The organism is Peribacillus sp. QJM3NY_7 (assembly GCF_056173225.1).
In genome coordinates this window covers 2,198,544-2,215,260 of the sequence record NZ_CM149663.1, presented here as the reverse complement: position 1 = coordinate 2,215,260, position 16,717 = coordinate 2,198,544, and the positions used below count along the sequence as shown (strand labels likewise).

At 36.9% G+C, this 16,717-nt stretch carries 9 protein-coding genes and 1 pseudogene; 2 read left to right on the top strand and 8 right to left on the bottom strand.

Annotated elements, in window-relative coordinates; all coding sequences use genetic code 11:
* Positions 1-173 precede the first annotated feature (173 nt).
* The 5 genes from AC0VX1_RS10630 to AC0VX1_RS10610 form a co-directional block, all read right to left on the bottom strand.
* Entirely contained in the window at positions 174-1,787 is a 1,614-nt protein-coding gene (locus AC0VX1_RS10630) for a response regulator (protein ID WP_475471146.1), read from the bottom strand.
* Positions 1,753-3,624: a cache domain-containing sensor histidine kinase gene (locus AC0VX1_RS10625; RefSeq protein ID WP_475471145.1), complete on the bottom strand. Its 1,872-nt coding sequence runs from the start codon at positions 3,622-3,624 to the stop codon at positions 1,753-1,755. Before AC0VX1_RS10625 ends, AC0VX1_RS10630 begins: the two co-directional genes overlap by 35 nt.
* Complete coding sequence (locus AC0VX1_RS10620) at positions 3,614-4,651, bottom strand: autoinducer 2 ABC transporter substrate-binding protein (protein ID WP_475471143.1); 1,038 nt, start codon at positions 4,649-4,651, stop codon at positions 3,614-3,616. Before AC0VX1_RS10620 ends, AC0VX1_RS10625 begins: the two co-directional genes overlap by 11 nt.
* 1,021 nt (positions 4,652-5,672) lie before the next feature.
* Positions 5,673-6,926: an L-rhamnose isomerase gene (rhaA, locus tag AC0VX1_RS10615; protein WP_475471141.1), complete on the bottom strand. Its 1,254-nt coding sequence runs from the start codon at positions 6,924-6,926 to the stop codon at positions 5,673-5,675.
* Positions 6,927-7,109: 183 nt separating this feature from the next.
* The gene (locus tag AC0VX1_RS10610) at positions 7,110-9,179 is read right to left on the bottom strand and encodes a bifunctional aldolase/short-chain dehydrogenase (RefSeq protein ID WP_475471139.1); all 2,070 of its coding nucleotides are present in this window, start codon (positions 9,177-9,179) and stop codon (positions 7,110-7,112) included.
* 691 nt (positions 9,180-9,870) lie between these two features.
* Here AC0VX1_RS10610 and AC0VX1_RS10605 point away from each other — a divergent pair.
* Together AC0VX1_RS10605 and AC0VX1_RS10600 are read left to right on the top strand one after the other, a co-directional pair.
* Positions 9,871-10,629 carry a GTP cyclohydrolase II gene (locus AC0VX1_RS10605; protein ID WP_427525200.1) on the top strand — a complete coding sequence of 253 codons (759 nt, stop codon included), beginning with the start codon at positions 9,871-9,873 and terminating at the stop codon, positions 10,627-10,629.
* Positions 10,630-11,634: 1,005 nt separating this feature from the next.
* Entirely contained in the window at positions 11,635-11,901 is a 267-nt protein-coding gene (locus tag AC0VX1_RS10600) for a hypothetical protein (RefSeq protein WP_475471136.1), read from the top strand.
* 217 nt (positions 11,902-12,118) lie between these two features.
* Here AC0VX1_RS10600 and AC0VX1_RS10595 read toward each other — a convergent pair.
* From AC0VX1_RS10595 to licT, 3 genes and pseudogenes are all read right to left on the bottom strand, one after another.
* Positions 12,119-13,566: pseudogene (locus tag AC0VX1_RS10595) on the bottom strand (6-phospho-beta-glucosidase).
* Between the two features lie 98 nt (positions 13,567-13,664).
* Positions 13,665-15,539: a beta-glucoside-specific PTS transporter subunit IIABC gene (locus AC0VX1_RS10590; protein WP_475471135.1), complete on the bottom strand. Its 1,875-nt coding sequence runs from the start codon at positions 15,537-15,539 to the stop codon at positions 13,665-13,667.
* A 117-nt stretch (positions 15,540-15,656) separates the two neighbouring features.
* Positions 15,657-16,499 carry a BglG family transcription antiterminator LicT gene (gene licT / locus AC0VX1_RS10585; RefSeq protein WP_475471133.1) on the bottom strand — a complete coding sequence of 281 codons (843 nt, stop codon included), beginning with the start codon at positions 16,497-16,499 and terminating at the stop codon, positions 15,657-15,659.
* Positions 16,500-16,717: the final 218 nt, after the last annotated feature.

Genomic DNA, 16,717 nt, shown 5'->3' with positions numbered 1-16,717 from the left:
TTTCGTCTTTTATCAAGAAAGCGTTTTCCTCATAAAGGAAGCGCTTTCTTTTCTGATACTTTCACTATAAAGGGAATTGGCATAAGCTGGTAGGTGATAAAATTCGGGTAGGGGGGATTTTCTTCGGGACATTTTCAATGTAGACATAAAAAAAAGCTCCGGAATGGAAGCTTCTACTTTTTCACAAAAAACTCATGAGTATCTCGATATTGAGACGGAAGTTGTCCTGTCCATTGCTTAAACAGCCGACTAAAATATTTGGTATCTTGATAGCCTACTTTTGAAGCGATATCGTAAATCTTTAAATCTGTATGACTTAATAATTCCTTCGCCACTTTTAACCGTTCATTAGTTACATAGTCAAGCACGGTTTCACCTGTCTGATTTTTAAAATACTCACAAAAATAGGTTGAATTTAAATGGACATGATTGGCGATTTTTTTTATTGTGATGTTATCGCCTATATGTTTTAGAATCCATTCTTTTGCCTGGCGTATGGGATCTGTTTGGTCATTTTGAAATGCTGCTTGCTTTTTTAACATATTCATGACCCAGCGCTCCGTCTCCTTTTTTAAATGATTAAAATGAGAAGAATCCTCGGCAATGCTAAATGCTTCCTCAAGTAAAAGCGGAAGGTCTTTAAAACCATCACTTTTAATCCATTTATTAATAATTCTAATAGACAAATAGCGAACCGATTCTTGTATTATGAAAGGGGAAGTGACATCTTTCAGTTCGTTAAAAAATTGCCTGAGAGAACGAATGGCAGTTTCTTCACCATGCTCCATCGCCTCCACTGTCTCTTCTGCCCATTTATAGATGGATGGCGGCACTTCAATCACTTTATTATATGATACATGTTTAAGCATTTCAGTTCTGAAAATTTTATTGCCTCCTTGTATCATTCGATATTGCAAGGTAGATCGTAATTCATCTTTAATATTTACTAAAAGGGTAAGGTCATTAAACTCATTCCCAAGGGCAATGGAAACCGTAAAAGGGGTTTGCCGTTGGACACTTGTTTTTAATGTTATACACAATTGCTCCAAAGCTGTAGGGGTAGTATCCTTAATCAATAACCAACTGGCATGTAGACTATCTTTCCACATCCAATGCGTTGAATGATCATCTAGTAAGTCTGTTATAAGTTTTTTTATTACATCATTCCATCCACCCCAATCTTCTGGTGAAAAACTTTGGGTTTTGGCAGATGTATGATCGATTCCAATATGGATCAGGGAATAGGTTCCTTCTGGAAATTGCCGCGTCCATTCAAGTAATGATAAGTCCATTGCATCTTTCCACGTAATTTCCATCAGCAATTGAAGCTGCTTTTCATGGGTTAATATCAAGGCTCTTTCTTCTATTTCTCCTATCTTTTCCCTTTCCTTTCGTGCCTCAATTACTTTTTCCTGCACAGTCTTCAGCTGCAGTTTAAACTTTTCTCGATCAATCGGTTTCAATATATAATCGACAGCTCCTTCCCTTAGGGCAGTCTGTACATAGAGAAAATCATCATACCCGCTTATAATGAATGGAAATAGCCTTGGTTTAGTTTTTTTCAAATGTTGAATTAACGTTAACCCGTCCATGACAGGCATTTGTACATCTGTTATTAATACATCAACTTCTTCTACTTGATTGATAATTGCATCGTATGCCTCTTGACCATCGGAGTAAACACCTACAACATGCCACTCTTCCCCACAAGATTGTACTAGTCTTTCTATGCCTCTTCTTATCCTTGGTTCATCATCTACAATGACCGTCCTGACCCTTTGTATCATCTCTGTTCTTCTCCTCTCCTTGAACATACATGCTTACTTGTTGGGCATTTATTTTGGGAAGTCGGATAATCACACTAGTTCCCTTTCCGTATTCGCTATTAATTTGAAGATTATATTGTTCCCCGAACATCATGCCAATTCTTGCATTTACATTGATAATCCCAAAGCCAGAGTCCCGTTTCATCATTGGATCCAAACGTAACTTTTCATTTAGTTCAATTAATTTGCTTTCTGTCATCCCTGGTCCGTTATCACTGACTATCAGTAAAAGATATTCCTCACCTGTCTGAGTTTCCTCTTCAGAAATATGTATTTGAATGTCTATTTCCTTTCTTTTTTCCAATCCATATTTAATGGAATTTTCAACGATTGGCTGTAAAACAAACTTGGGTATATAATAATTAACTACATCTGCTCCTTTTTCTATCATAAAATGCAAACGATCTTCAAAACGGAATTGTTGGATGCTTAAATAATCTTCAATGTGCTGAACCTCACTGTTTATAAGAACCAAGCTTTCTTTATTACTGATTGAAAAGCGCATCATTCTACCAAGCAGAGTCACCATCTTCACGACTTCATCGCTCTCTCCTTCTTCCACAGCCATGCCTATGGTTTCCAGCGTATTATACATAAAGTGAGGATTTATTTGAGATTGAAGGGCGTATAATTCAGCTGTTTTTTTTCGCAGTTCAATGTGGTAGTTTTTATGAATCAGCTCTCTTATCTCTGCAAGCATTGATCGAAAACTGTTCGCGAGCATCCCGACTTCATCCTCGGAATGTATAGGTATATCTACTAATAAATCACCTTTTTCCACCCGCTTCATTATATCTCCTAATTCGTTTAGTGGACGTGTAACAGTCCAGGCAAAAAAGATAGAGATCAATGTAGTAATGAGTGTAAAAAGGATAAAAACTAAAATTGTCACATTTCGGATAACATCCGTTTTTTCTGTCATGTTTTTGATAGGCATGCTATGAACGAGTACCCATGGCAGCTCATTTGATTCACTTATACTGATTAAATTCCGTTTTCCATCGATTTCTGTACGAAAACTACCATTCAGTAATGGGTAATCATGTATCCCTTTTTCCACTGTACCAATTTTCGAATGATCCTTATGATAAATTATCTTCCCCTGCTTATTCATGATCCACATCGTAACATTCTCTTCCTTTTGCAAATCCTGAAGTGATTGCTCAAAAAAGGCTACATCGATGGCTATATAGAGCGTTCCTAAATTTTTTCTATTATCGAAATCAGTAATTGTTTTGACCAGCATAAAATAGGAGGGATCCCCTTCAAACGTTAAATTAGTCTGATTAGGAAGGAGCAACTGCATCTCGCCTAGCAATCCTAGGTCATCTGCATATGGCAAGGAACCATCTTCAAAACCAAAACTGTCATAATGCAGACTTGTACTTGCAAATGTACGATTCTTGGAAACAAGAAACGCCCCCAAAATATGAGATGAATTGTTATTTAAATAGGTTCTTGTCAAATAACTCTTCATGATATACTCATCGTGTAGCAAAACCGATTTTTTTTTTGATTGGCTGTCTCTTAAAATAGCCATAACATCACCGGAATTATAAATTAAATCAGGTAAGGTCTCTAGTTTTTGAATGTCATTTTCAATGTTGCCATTAACCTGTTTGACAAGACGAGGAATATATTCGCCTACTTCTTCTTCTATTGATTTTGTGTATTGCCAGTATGCAATGAACCCAAGGAAGGCCATAGGTAGAACCGTTAATAATGTATAGGTTGTAACTAGTTTTGTCGTTAAACGCAGGTTTTTTATCTGGATAGGCTTTTTTCCTTTAAAAATCATACTGGTTCACATTTCCCTTTGTAAAATCGATGGGCTCTCCCATAATGACCATGTCACCGTTGAATTTAATCCTACCTATGTTCTTAATGTTCTGTCCTTCATACGGAAATTCATCATTCAATAAGTTTTTTGCTAGACTAACAGTCAAGTAACCTAATTTTTGTGGACTCCATAACGTAATGGTCTGGGCAGCCCCTTCCTGTAAATACTCATTCATTAAATTAGGAGTCGATGTACCGACTACGGCAACCTTGCCGATTTTCCCTGCATCTTTCACAGCCTGAGCCGCAGCAGGAGGATTAACCGTTGAAATACCAATAATTCCTTTTAGGTCCGGGTATTTTTTAAATAAATTTTGTGTTACCTTATACGCTTTATGAATATCTTCGTTTGTATATTCCACTTCAACTAGTTTCATAGTTGGATAATATTCTTTTTGTTGGATTTGAATCCAATCAATCCATGTATTAAGATTGGCAGCGGTAGGAGATCCCGTCATAATCGCAAACTCCCCTTTTTCTTCCATTTCAATAGCGAGGGTATCCATTACATGCCTGCCAATTATCTCAGGATCTATCATGTTCACAAAAAAGCTTCTGTATGATGCATTAGTATCAGAATCCCAGGTGATCACCTTGATTCCTTTACGCTTTGCTTTTTTCAGCACCCTGCCTAATTTATATGGATCATTTGCAGATACCGCAATTACGTCCACTTTTTTTTCAATTAATTTTGTTATAATCTCTTCCTGCTTTTCAGAGCTGGGGGTAGGTGGGCCTGTATATATGACCTTAACACCTAAGTCTTTTCCCGCCTCCAACGCCCCCTCCTCTACCGCTTTAAAATAAGGTATTCCGTCAATTTTAGGTATAACAGCTATCGTATACGAATCTTTTTTATTCTCGACAGGTTTTGTATTGACGTCGATACTTTCTTCATCATTGTAAATAATCTCGTATTCTGCAGAATGATCACAGCCGCTTATTATAAATAAAAACAAAATAAAAAAGATGGGCATCCTTAACATGATTAGCTACCTTCTTTCTTAAATTCTAAACATTAGCACGTATCATGGATATTGTAATAAGGAATGACTTAAGAAGTGCTTTTCTCATCCGGTTATATTCACCGCTGCTTCTTTCTAAGAAAACGGTTTCATAAATGATGGATTTTACCGGGAGTATAACCTTAATTTCTTTACTAAAATAGGAAACCTTTATATACTTTCAGGTTTCCCTATAATTTATTGTCCAGCCATGTCCTTCTCTGTTATGTTCAACTACTAACTTACACAAAAAGCGAGATGGAAACTGGAAAAAATCGTATTTTAGCTACAAGAGTGAGCGCCTTTCTCATTCTCTTCTATATGTATTAAAAATATCTCTATTGTATATTTGAACCCCATCATTTTTTTCTTTTTATTATTGATTTTTACTGTTTTTGAAAGGTTTGTCAATTTAAATTTCACAAACATTTTTAAAATTCAAATAATATTTTTATATAGTTTCACTTGCTCATAGTGTTTCATTTTTAGTTGTATTGGAAAATTACAAAGCAGTCTACGTCATTACATTTTCTATATCCTTTTTTCATAGTGCTTTTATTATCTTAAACTGTAGATTGATACCTTCAATCCAAATCCTCCCCTTTTAGAAAAAGTTACTTTAACGATTCCTCCTCAATCCTCAGTCTAATTTTCAACTGGTTAAATCAATTTGTTGCACGAGACTCTCATTCCGGATTTAACACAAATTGACTAGCTTTCATGTCTATTTATTAACGTGCAATCAAAAAAAATATACCCATAGAAAGACCTGTGTCATAGATCGTTATAGGTATATTTTATAAAGGAATTACCTTTCTAATAAGTTTTCCTTTTTAACTATATTAATTTTCTAATTTAAACAAAAACTTTTTTACTTTTTCTCCACTTCTTCGTTATATTTCGGTAATTCCAGACCATTCACTCGGGACGAATCGATAGACCCCATATTAATTCAGCGGAATTAGTCACACATCGGTTTGCGGATTCAGGACAACCTGTTATTTTAACGCTTTGCTAAAACATCATGTTCATATTCTTTCACTTGCGTCAGCCATCTTTCCTTTACCGGCACATTCATTTTTTCACAATAATAATCCCAAATTGCACCAAATGGATAGGTTTTAAATTCCTCCATTAATGCCAGCCGCTCAGTAAAATCGCCTTTTTCTTGCAGTTCTTTCAAATGATCGTTCGGTACAAGTAAGGCATATAAGAGGGCCTTAATCATATTACGCGTACCAATCGTCCAGGCAGCAACACGGTTGATGCTGGCATCAAAGAAATCAAGGCCAATGATCACCTGGTTTAATGCATCATTGCGAACAATTTCAAGCGCAATTTCACGAAGCTCATCGTCTAAAATTACGACGTGGTCACTGTCCCATCGAACCGGGCGCGAAACATGAAGTGCTAGTTTATCACTGTATAATAGCATCGAAGAAATTTTGTTCGATACAGTTTCAGTCGGATGATAATGACCTGTATCCACTAAGCAAATCTTGTTATTTTTCAGTGCGTAGCCAAGGTAGAATTCATGCGATCCTACGACATATGACTCGGAGCCAATACCGAATACTTTACTTTCCACAGCATCCCAATTACATGTTTCATCCACTTCTGCTGTAAAAATTCGATCAAGGGATTCTTTTAATCTCTTTCTCGGTGTCAAACGGTCGCTTGGAATATCTTTGTAGCCGTCTGGAATCCATATATTTGTTAAGCAGGGATTGCCTAGTTCACGGCCAAAGTACTCTCCGATTTTTCGGCTGGCGATGCAATGATTAATCCAGAATTCACGAATTTCTTCATTTGGATGAGAAAGTGTCAAGCCGTCTGCTGCTTTTTCATGGGAAAATAGTGTCGGGTTAAAATCCACACCAAGACCGTTTTCTTTAGCCCAATTCAACCAGTTTTCGAAGTGCTTTGGCTCAAGCTGATCGCGTTCGACTGCTTCTCCATTTGTTTCCGCATAAATGGCATGCAAATTGACCCGATGTTTCCCCGGAATAAGAGATAGCGCTTTTTCAAGATCCATGCGCAGCTCTTCCGGCGTAGTGGCTTTTCCTGGATAATTTCCCGTTATATCAATACCGCCAGATAATTCACTTTTGTTCACTTCAAATCCACCAATATCATCACCCTGCCAGCAATGAATCGAAATGGGCACTTTTTTCAGTGTTTCGAGTGCCGCATCAACATCAATTCCCCAATTCGCATACGCTTGTTTCGCTGTTTCGTACTGTTCTTTAATTGTCATATCGTCCCATCCTTTTAACGGATTGAATTGATTACTCCATGATTCCTACTACCTTTTCACATATTCTTCACTTACCATAATGGGAAGTGCATACTTAATCTATTATTTTTGGATAGATTGATTCCACCTATGACAAACCCTCCACTTAAAGCAACAAAATCCAAGAAAACAGGCAAAACCTATTCAGCGATTAAAAGCTCCAGGTACACCGCCGTCTACAGTGACCATGCAACCCGTTGTTTTGTCTGCTTTTGATGAAGCGAAAAACGCTATGGACTCAGCAATGTCTTCCGGGAATATGTTTACTAGCAATGTCGTACGTTTTTTGTAATGATCTTCAAGCTGGTCTGGTTCTATTCCGTATGCAGCGGCACGCTCTTGACGCCAACCCGATCCCCAAATGGAAGATCCTTGTAATACGGCGTCTGGCAAAACAGAATTAACACGGATTCCGAAATCCCCGCCTTCCACTGCAATGCATCGTGCTAGATGTGTTTCAAGTGCTTTGACTGAACTGTAAGCAGAAGCATTTTTTCCAGCGTAAACAGAGTTTTTCGATCCCACAAATACCATATTTCCTCCTATATCCTGTTGTTTCATTTGCTTAAAAGCTTCACGTGCTACAAGGAAATAGCCTGTACCCAGTACATTCATGTTTAGGTTCCATTCTTTTAAGGTTGTTTCATCAAACGGGCTGGATGTGGCAAGGCCGGCATTGTTGACGATAATATCAATTCCCCCAAATGTAAGAGCTGATTTCTCAAAGGCATCCTGTACCTGCTCTTCACTAGTAACATCCATTTTAAAAGCTGCAGCACGTATTTCCCCGTATTCTTTATTGATTTCATCCGCAACTTTTTCAGCACCTTCAATATTTAAATCAGCTAGAACTACATGGGCACCTTCAGAAACTAAACGCCGTGCTGTTGCGCTGCCAATACCGCCCGCACCGCCTGTAATGAAGGCTACTTTGCGTGAGAACTCCGCTTCTGCCGGCGAAAGAGACAATTTATAAAGCTCAAGTGGCCAGTATTCAACGTTATATGACTCATTTTCACTGAGAGATACGAACTCGCCAAGTGCTGTTGCCCCTTTCATAACCGCAATCGCTCGATGGTAAAGTGCTCCGCTCACGTTAGCCATGGCTACGTTTCTGCCTGTGTTGACCATTCCGACACCTGGAATCAAAATAACTCGTGGTGCCGCCTCAAACATCACATCGCCTCCGTTTTTATTGCGCTCGAAGTATTGCTTATATTCTTCCTTATATTGTTGAATACCCGTTTTAACTTTTTCCACCAAGGATTCAGTCCGTTCATTTTGAGGATCCCAGTTAATGAAAAGCGGCTTCATTTTTGTATGTACAAGGTGATCCGGGCAAGCGGCACCGACTTGTGATAAGGCTGCCGCATTTTTGCTGTTCAAAAATTGCAGGACATCATCTGCATCGTCAAAGGTTAAAAGCATTTTTTTCTCCTCGCCCACAGCACCGCGGATAACCGGCATAATCGAAGCAAGTACCTTTTTGCGCTCTGCTTCAGGTAAAGAGTCAAATGCCTGTCCACCAAATGCATCTTCTTCATGCTGGCGGCTTTTAATAAACTCTTCTGCTTCCGTTATGATCGATATGGTTTTTTCATAGGCTTCTTTCGATGTTTCACCCCAAGTAACCAATCCGTGTTTTTCCATTAAAACAAGCTCGGCTTGCGGGTTATTTTTCACACCTTTTGCGATCATTTTAGACAAAGTGAAGCCAGGGCGCTCATATGGTACCCAGACAAAACGATCACCGAAAATTTCATTGGCGACTTCTTTTCCATTGTCTGCACAGCAAAGACTAATAATTGCATCTGGATGTGTGTGGTCAACATGTTTAAAGGGAAGGAAGGCATGAAGTAAAGTTTCAATCGACATACGTGGATGCTTACTGTCGATCATGCAGTGTGACAAATATTCAACCATATCTGCATCAGGCATGTCATCACGCTCGATTAAAGGGTGAATATCCGCTAGATTCAAACCTGTGAAATTGCCCGCTTTCATTGTTGCAAGGTCGGAACCGCTTCCTTTAACCCACATGACTTCAATTTCCCGGCCACGAAAATCCTTTTCCAATGTTTTCATGGATGTATTGCCGCCTCCCCAGTTGCAGACGGCTCGATCTGTACCGATTAAATTAGACCGATATACCAGTTCTTCTACTCCAGATGTCACTTTTGACGCTTCTTTATCATTCCATAAATTATTAACCATTTTGTTTTACCCCCGTTTATCTTTATTTGTGTTTGTTTTATTGTATAACACTTTTGTTTTCATTTGAAGAAGTTTTTTTAATTGTTTCCAATTTTACGAAAACAAGGAAAATCGTAGAGCGTGAAAGACAATGGATGTATCCGCATTTTCAACAATCCAAATCATTCTGCAAGGTAAATATCATCTAAAAAATCACCATTTTCCTTAGATGAAGTCTGTAAAATAAACGTAAATACAACAAATGACCAGGACTGTAAACATAATGTCCCTTCCATCTTAGAAAAAGAAAGATGCAAAACTTCCCAAAGACTTCGCAGGACATTTCCTACGGAAAGACATAATTTTCACGGGTAAACAGTCAGCTAGACAAACTTCTTTCTAATCCAAATACCATTGATGCAATAATGCTTCTCAATCCTTTTTACTGAAATTAAGAGATACAGTGTTTTTAATCGAATTCCATTTGAAAAATCCGTGCTGTGGCTTTATTGAGGTTATATGAGTTACTGTTCAAATAAGAAATGGTCTTGGGCTTTCACACCAAAGATGGGGTTAACCTTTTGCTATTGTCTTTCGTTTTAGTACATTTGGAGCTTTTTTTCTATTTAAAATCAAAGATTCACAAAAGAGTGGATTGGGTACAATATGAAATGAATCGTAGTATTAGAATTATTTTCGGGAGGAAGTTTATATGATTAATGAAAAAGTGGCTTTGATATTAGAAGATAAAATTAACGTTATTAAAAGTGATGAAACATCCATTTATTTAGTCGGCCCAATCAAATTACCCGTTAACTTAGAGGGCGAAACAATTATATTCCAGTGGTATTGCTGGTTAAGATGTGAGAATATGGCGGGTCATTTTTGTGGTGACGGCACTTATAATATAGATAAGATCATTGAAACTTTAGCTTCTTCCAACTTAGCGGAAATGCAGCAATCCAGTGTGTTACTGTATGGAGATTTTCAACATTCAGCTGATGCACTTATCCGGATGCATAGTATTTGTCATACTGGCGATATATTCGGAAGCAAACGCTGTGATTGTGGCTTTCAATTAAAGCAGGCTATGAAGATGATTGCAACTCAAGGATCCGGAGCTTTATTTTATTTAGCGAATCACGAAGGAAGAGGCATCGGATTATTTAGTAAAGCCATGGCTTATGTTCTGCAAGAAAAAGGATTGGATACGGTGGAAGCGAATTTGGAGCTTGGATTTGTGGATGACGCACGTAACTATGATGACGCCATTCGGGTGTTAAAAAAACTGCGCTCTAATCCAGTGACCCTTATCACCAACAATCCGAGAAAATTAGAGGCTCTCCAAAACTCAGGTGCCAATGTTGCAGGCAGAGTTCCGTTATGGGGAGACATTTCCGAGTTTAATGAAAAATATTTAAAAACTAAAGTCGTACGTTCCGGTCATTTAAAAGATAGTAAAAATGAATGACTGATCGTTTTTTATGAAATTGTTTTTACCCATGAATAGGTTTGAAATGGAATTTGATTTATAACACACAGGTTACCGTAAAATGAAAACATATACGAGTATAAGGGAATAATAAAATTGCTCACGTCTGGATAATAAGTAAATACATAAAAACAGGATGCAACGGAACGTTGCACCCTGCATGAAAAAGGGGTTTGCTTCATTTCGAATCAGCATAAATTCTCTGCGATAAACACCTCATCTACATTAGAGTAAGAACTGGTATCTGACTAGAGTTTACCATCCAAAGCAATCATCCCCTATATCTTAAAAGTTTCATCAACTTTCAAAGCATAAATGACAATTATTGAATGAGTTTTCTGCTTTTACGTGCAAGAGAACCATCTCCTTGCTCGAATCGATTTTTTAATGAAGCTATCAGTAGTAGTTAAGTTAAACGTCTTTAACTAACACCTCATTTACTATATGATGCGAATCATACGTAATCAGTAGCCCCTTCTTCTTTATTTATAATGACCATCAGCGGTTAAAAAAATAACTGGTTGTTTATGGATATCAAGAATTCTTTCAAACGATTTCCAGCAAACACAAAGGCATTTAATGGAATCCCAAGCGAAAATCTTCGCAATCTCAATTGCATAACAAATGCTTTGTTCCCTAACGATCCTTTTTAGCACATTAATTAGTGGAATTAAGCTAAACTAAACAGATAAACTCTACACTAAGTTCAACTCTCGTCAGTAGAAAAGACGGGTGAGCAAAAATAAAAAAGGCACCAGTCAGTTAGTTTGCAACGACTTGTATACCCCCTTCCAGTATTTACTTTATTATTAATTGAGAAAGGACAAAGCGAATAACCTCTCTTTGTCCCTCCCTCATAGCACTATGAAGATGATTATTGCGCTATGATTATTACCATATTATTGCCAAACCATGAAAGATAACCTTGCCCATCCCTGATAATTCAATGTTACCAATACAGGAGTAGAAGAAGAGTTTGGTTCTTTGTTTGGCTGGGACTTACCTGAAGACACAATCTTTTATGATGAAATTTTCTATACGGAAACGATAACTAGACTTGCAACAGAAATGTTGAAGAATAATGAAGAAAAAATTATGAAAGCAGCTTTAGTCGGGAATCCAGATATGTTAGATGAAAATATAAGTGAATATTACATTGCTGATAGTGTCATTTACGATGATGAATCTTATTTCGTCGGTAAATTGTTTGATTTTTCCATTCAACAAAACATCCTATCTAGCAAAACCTGATTTCTCCGCATATCTAGATCTTAACACGCTAGCTAAGAAGGTTCGACCTAAAAAACAAGGCTTTAAATACGCAGCTACATTAGCTGCTAGAAGAGCGATGTTCATCTGCGCATAAATTACCTAACAACAGTAAAAAAAGCATTGCCATCAGCAACGCTTTTTTTACTACTTGATATTAAAGCCAGCTTTAAATTAGACCCTGTACTTTCTAAATCCCCTATAAAATTCCTCCATTGCTTGCAATTACATTTTTATACCAGTCAAAAGATTTCTTCTTGCTTCTCTTTAATGTTCCATTACCATCATTATCTTTATCTACATAGATAAAACCATAACGTTTTTTCATTTCACCAGTTGTAAAGGAAACCAAGTCAATGCATCCCCAGGGCAGGGAGTATACCCCATTAAGTCTACACCGTCTAAATCTATTGCCTTTTTCATTTCTTTAATATGAGATGCAAGATATTCAATTCGATAATCATCATTACAACTTCCATCTGCTTCTTTTACATCGATAGCACCAAAACCGTTTTCTACGATAAACAATGGCAATTCATATCTCTCATAGAGAGTAGCTAAAGCATACCTTAATCCAACTGGATCGATCTGCCATCCCCAGTCACTTGCCTTAACATATGGGTTTGGTACTGAATATTGATTTCCACCGTCTACTAGCTTACTAGTATCTGTATTTGTTTCTGCTTTAACCACTCTTGACATGTAATAACTAAACCCAATATAATCAACCGTTCCTTCTGCCAAGATTTTGCTATCTTCCGGTTCCATTTTTATATCATATCCTTTTCTCTTCCATTCACTTAATGTATAGCTAGGATAATGACCTCTTACATGCACATCTGCAAATAAGAACCGGTCATGCATACTTTCCAACGCAAGAATCATATCATTTGGATTACATGAGTAAGGATACAGTGGCACAAAGGCACACATACAACCAATTTTCAAATTAGGGTTGATCTCATGTCCTTTCTTCACCACTAAGGCACTAGCCACTAATTCATGATGAACAGCTTGATACATGCTTTCCTCAGGGTTCTTGCATTCAGAATACTTCACTCCTGAACAGGTCCATCCAAAAATATCATTAGAGATATTTTTTTGATTATTAATTTCATTAAAAGTCATCCAGTATTTCACCTTATCTTTGTAGCGTTCCATTACAGTAGTAGAAAAACGTACGAAAAAATCAATGACCTTTCTGTTTCTCCAACCGCCATATTCTTTTGCCAAATGATAAGGCATTTCAAAATGGCTCAATGTAATAACTGGTTCAATCCCATGTTTCAACAATTCATCAAACATGTCATCATAAAATTGCAATCCCTGTTCATTCGGTTCGCTTTCATCTCCATTAGGGAAAATACGTGTCCATGCGATGCTGGTTCTAAAACATTTAAAGCCCATTTCCGCAAATAAAGCGATATCTTCTTTATATTGGCTGTAAAAATCAATAGCTTCAAGATTAGGATAATTTTCCCCCTCAATAATACCGTCTGTAATTTCCCTTGGTACCCCGTTGGCACCAGCAGTCATGACATCGGCAACACTTAATCCTTTTCCACCTTTATACCAGCCACCTTCCAATTGATGGGCGGATACTGCTCCACCCCATAAGAAACCATCTGGAAATGTTAGTTTAGTCATTTTCATTCTCCTTTTTAATTATTTATTAATAACTCTTGTAAGCATCTTCTAAACGGAGTTGTCAGTTTGAAACTACATCTCTAACTTTTCAACAAAATTTAACTGATGTGTCTCTGATCCTGCTTTTTAATTAGTGTTAATACTTCTTGAGCATTAGAAAGAGTATGCGGAATAACATCGAGATAATGATCTGTATTTGTGACAATAATTGGTGTTGTTAAGTCAAAACCTGCCTCTCTAATTTTCTCTATATCAAATTCAACTAATTTATCTCCCACTTGGACGAAATCACCTGTTTTTATAATTGGATTAAAGTATTTTCCTTGAAGGTTCACTGTGTTTAAACCGACATGAATTAATACTTCAGCACCGCTGGCAGATGTAATGCCAATAGCATGCCCTGTCGGGAATACAGTTGTAACAACACCGTTAACTGGTGAAGTGACAATCCCTTCAATTGGTTCAATAGCAATTCCTTTCCCTATAGCACCTGAAGAAAAAACTTCATCATTGACATCCGTTAAAGGTACTCTTTTACCTTGAACAGGCAAATAAATTGTTTCATTTGAATTATCGTTGACCTCATTTTTCAATTCAGAAACATTTTCTGTTGTTTGATGTTTATTTACAGTAGCTTTACTTTCATATCCAAAGAAATAAGTAAGAGCAAGCGCAATAATGAAACTGGCCGAGACACTCAGTACATGCATACTAATCGGTGCAAAAGCCGGGATACTTAACATGCTATAGAACGAATACGTTTTTAGTTCAACACCTAAAGACGCACCTAAAGCACCGCCAATAGCACCGGAAATTACAATATAAGGAATCGTTCTTCTGTATTTCAAAACGATACCATATAGAATTGGTTCGGTAACACCGGCCATCATCCCTGTAATAGCTGCTGGGCCGGCAATTGCCTTTAATTTTTTGTCTTTTGTTTTTAGAAAGACCCCTGCTGCAACGCCCATTTGAGCAAATGTAGGTCCTGCTTTCATCGGACCAAGCGGGTCGCCTCCATTTTGTAAATTTTGTAATGTAATCGGTACAATCCCCCAGTGAAGTCCAAAGATTACTAAGAACATATACCCACTACCAAGTACAGCACCTGTTAATATGGGACTGAAGCTTAATAATACTTCTATTCCATTTGCAATACCTGCGCCCAAATAAGTTCCGAATGGACCAAATGCCAGAAAGCTTAAAGGTACGATAACAACTAATGAAACTAATGGAACTAAAAGGAATTGCAAATCTTTCAAAATAATTTTCTTTAATAACTTTTCTAAAAATGAGAAAGCTATGACTGCAATAAAAATAGGAAAGACAGAATTTGCATAGCTGACAGGAATAACTGGAATGCCAAAAATATCAACTACCGCGGCTCCTTTTACCAAAAGGTTTGTATAGTTCGGCTCAAGTAGGGCAGCGCCAATTACAGCACCAATATATCCATTTGCATTTAATTTATTAGCAAGCGTGAATCCTACAAAAACCGGCAAGAAATAGAATATAGCATTACCGGTTGCCGAAAGTGAGATATAAAGACCACTTTCTTTCACCATCCATCCAAATGTAATACATAATGTTAATAAAGCTTTAAGCAATCCGCACCCCGCTAATAATGGAATCAGCGGGCTGAATGTTCCGGAGATGACATCAAAGACTTTGGATATTACCCCAACCTTTTCCTGGCTTTTGTCCGCTGATGCCGATGCCACTTGTGATAAGTTTGTTTGCCTCATTATTTCCTGATACACATCCGCAACTTTTCCACCAATGACCACTTGAAATTGTCCACCGCTTTCAACGACAGCTAAAACATCATCATTGCTTTGCAGCGCTTCTTTGTTTACTTCAGAACGATCTTTCAACGTAAATCTCAAACGAGTGGCACAATGGACTACTTTAATGACATTTTCTTCCGAGCCGACATTCTCTATTACAAATATCGCTAACTCTTTTGTGTTCATTTTTTTATTCTCCTTTTCTTCTTTTTTATTAGAAAAAATAAAAACCTGATAAAAAAGACTCTTTTGTCTCTTTTACCAGGTTTTGCCTACCGAAAGTCACAATCCTTTTAATTTAACTTATCTTGAAGTAACTCGCTGAATATGAATCATAAAATAAGTGAGTTCTTCTTTAGATAATTCCGTATGATATTTAATTTTTAAATACTCGTTTATTTTGAGACCACATTGATATGCAAGTGGATAGTTTTCTTTCACTTGCATAAATAACTTCTCACCTTCCTGAGAAACTGGGTCACGGTTTTGGATGCGATAGGATAAATATCGCAAGTGAGTGACAAATCGATGATAATTCATGGAATCTTCGTCTAAAGTTGTTTTATAAAACAATTGAACGATATTAATAATTGCTTGAATCATTTTCGTGAATTCAACGGTTCGGCTCATATTTAGACTATCCTGTTGGGCGTTTAAGAAATGCAATGCAATAAATCCAGCTTCGTCTTCAGGTAAATTTATTCCTAATTTTTCATTGATAACTAATATCCCGTAAAGTCCTACTTTATATTCCTTCGGGTACAATTTTTTTATTTCAAATATCAATGTGTTTTTTATATCTTGTCCTTTTTTATGTCTATCAATGGCGAAATTTAAATGATCCATTAAACCAATATATATCGATTTACTTAACTCGGCATTGATTTCTTTTTTACCATAATGAATAATATCATCAGCGATCTCAAGGTATGTCGGCGGAATACCGCTTAATAACTCAGTCATTTTATGAACATTTTCTTCTGATTCCAATAAAAAACGTTTATCAATCAAACTTTCATTAATAAGATCACTAACCTTTTTTTGGAAGGAAATTCCTTTCCCCATAGCAATCATTTCTTTTTGATTTTCATCTTCAGTTAACACCACATTATTATTAAAAATCTTTTTTATGATCAATTTGCTCACCTACCTCTCATCGACCTTCAAACAAAAAAACCTAGATAAGCACGTCTCTTGCATAAACAAGAAACTTTACCTATTTAGGTTTTGCCTGTTTTTACCAGTCGCAATCCCAAATAATTTATTCGATAGATACTTATTTATAAAGCATCAATAACACGCTTGCAATATTTTATATATATGGCTGTCACACCTCTTTTAATATATTTTGTGTAATCAAACAA

What these genes read in the sequence shown, in the direction of transcription:
- AC0VX1_RS10630 (WP_475471146.1), bottom strand. Translation starts at nt 1,787, where the DNA reads ATGATACAAAGGGTCAGGACGGTCATTGTAGATGATGAACCAAGGATA.
- AC0VX1_RS10625 (WP_475471145.1), bottom strand. Translation starts at nt 3,624, where the DNA reads ATGATTTTTAAAGGAAAAAAGCCTATCCAGATAAAAAACCTGCGTTTA.
- AC0VX1_RS10620 (WP_475471143.1), bottom strand. Translation starts at nt 4,651, where the DNA reads ATGTTAAGGATGCCCATCTTTTTTATTTTGTTTTTATTTATAATAAGC.
- rhaA (WP_475471141.1), bottom strand. Translation starts at nt 6,926, where the DNA reads ATGACAATTAAAGAACAGTACGAAACAGCGAAACAAGCGTATGCGAAT.
- AC0VX1_RS10610 (WP_475471139.1), bottom strand. Translation starts at nt 9,179, where the DNA reads ATGGTTAATAATTTATGGAATGATAAAGAAGCGTCAAAAGTGACATCT.
- AC0VX1_RS10605 (WP_427525200.1), top strand. Translation starts at nt 9,871, where the DNA reads ATGATTAATGAAAAAGTGGCTTTGATATTAGAAGATAAAATTAACGTT.
- AC0VX1_RS10590 (WP_475471135.1), bottom strand. Translation starts at nt 15,539, where the DNA reads ATGAACACAAAAGAGTTAGCGATATTTGTAATAGAGAATGTCGGCTCG.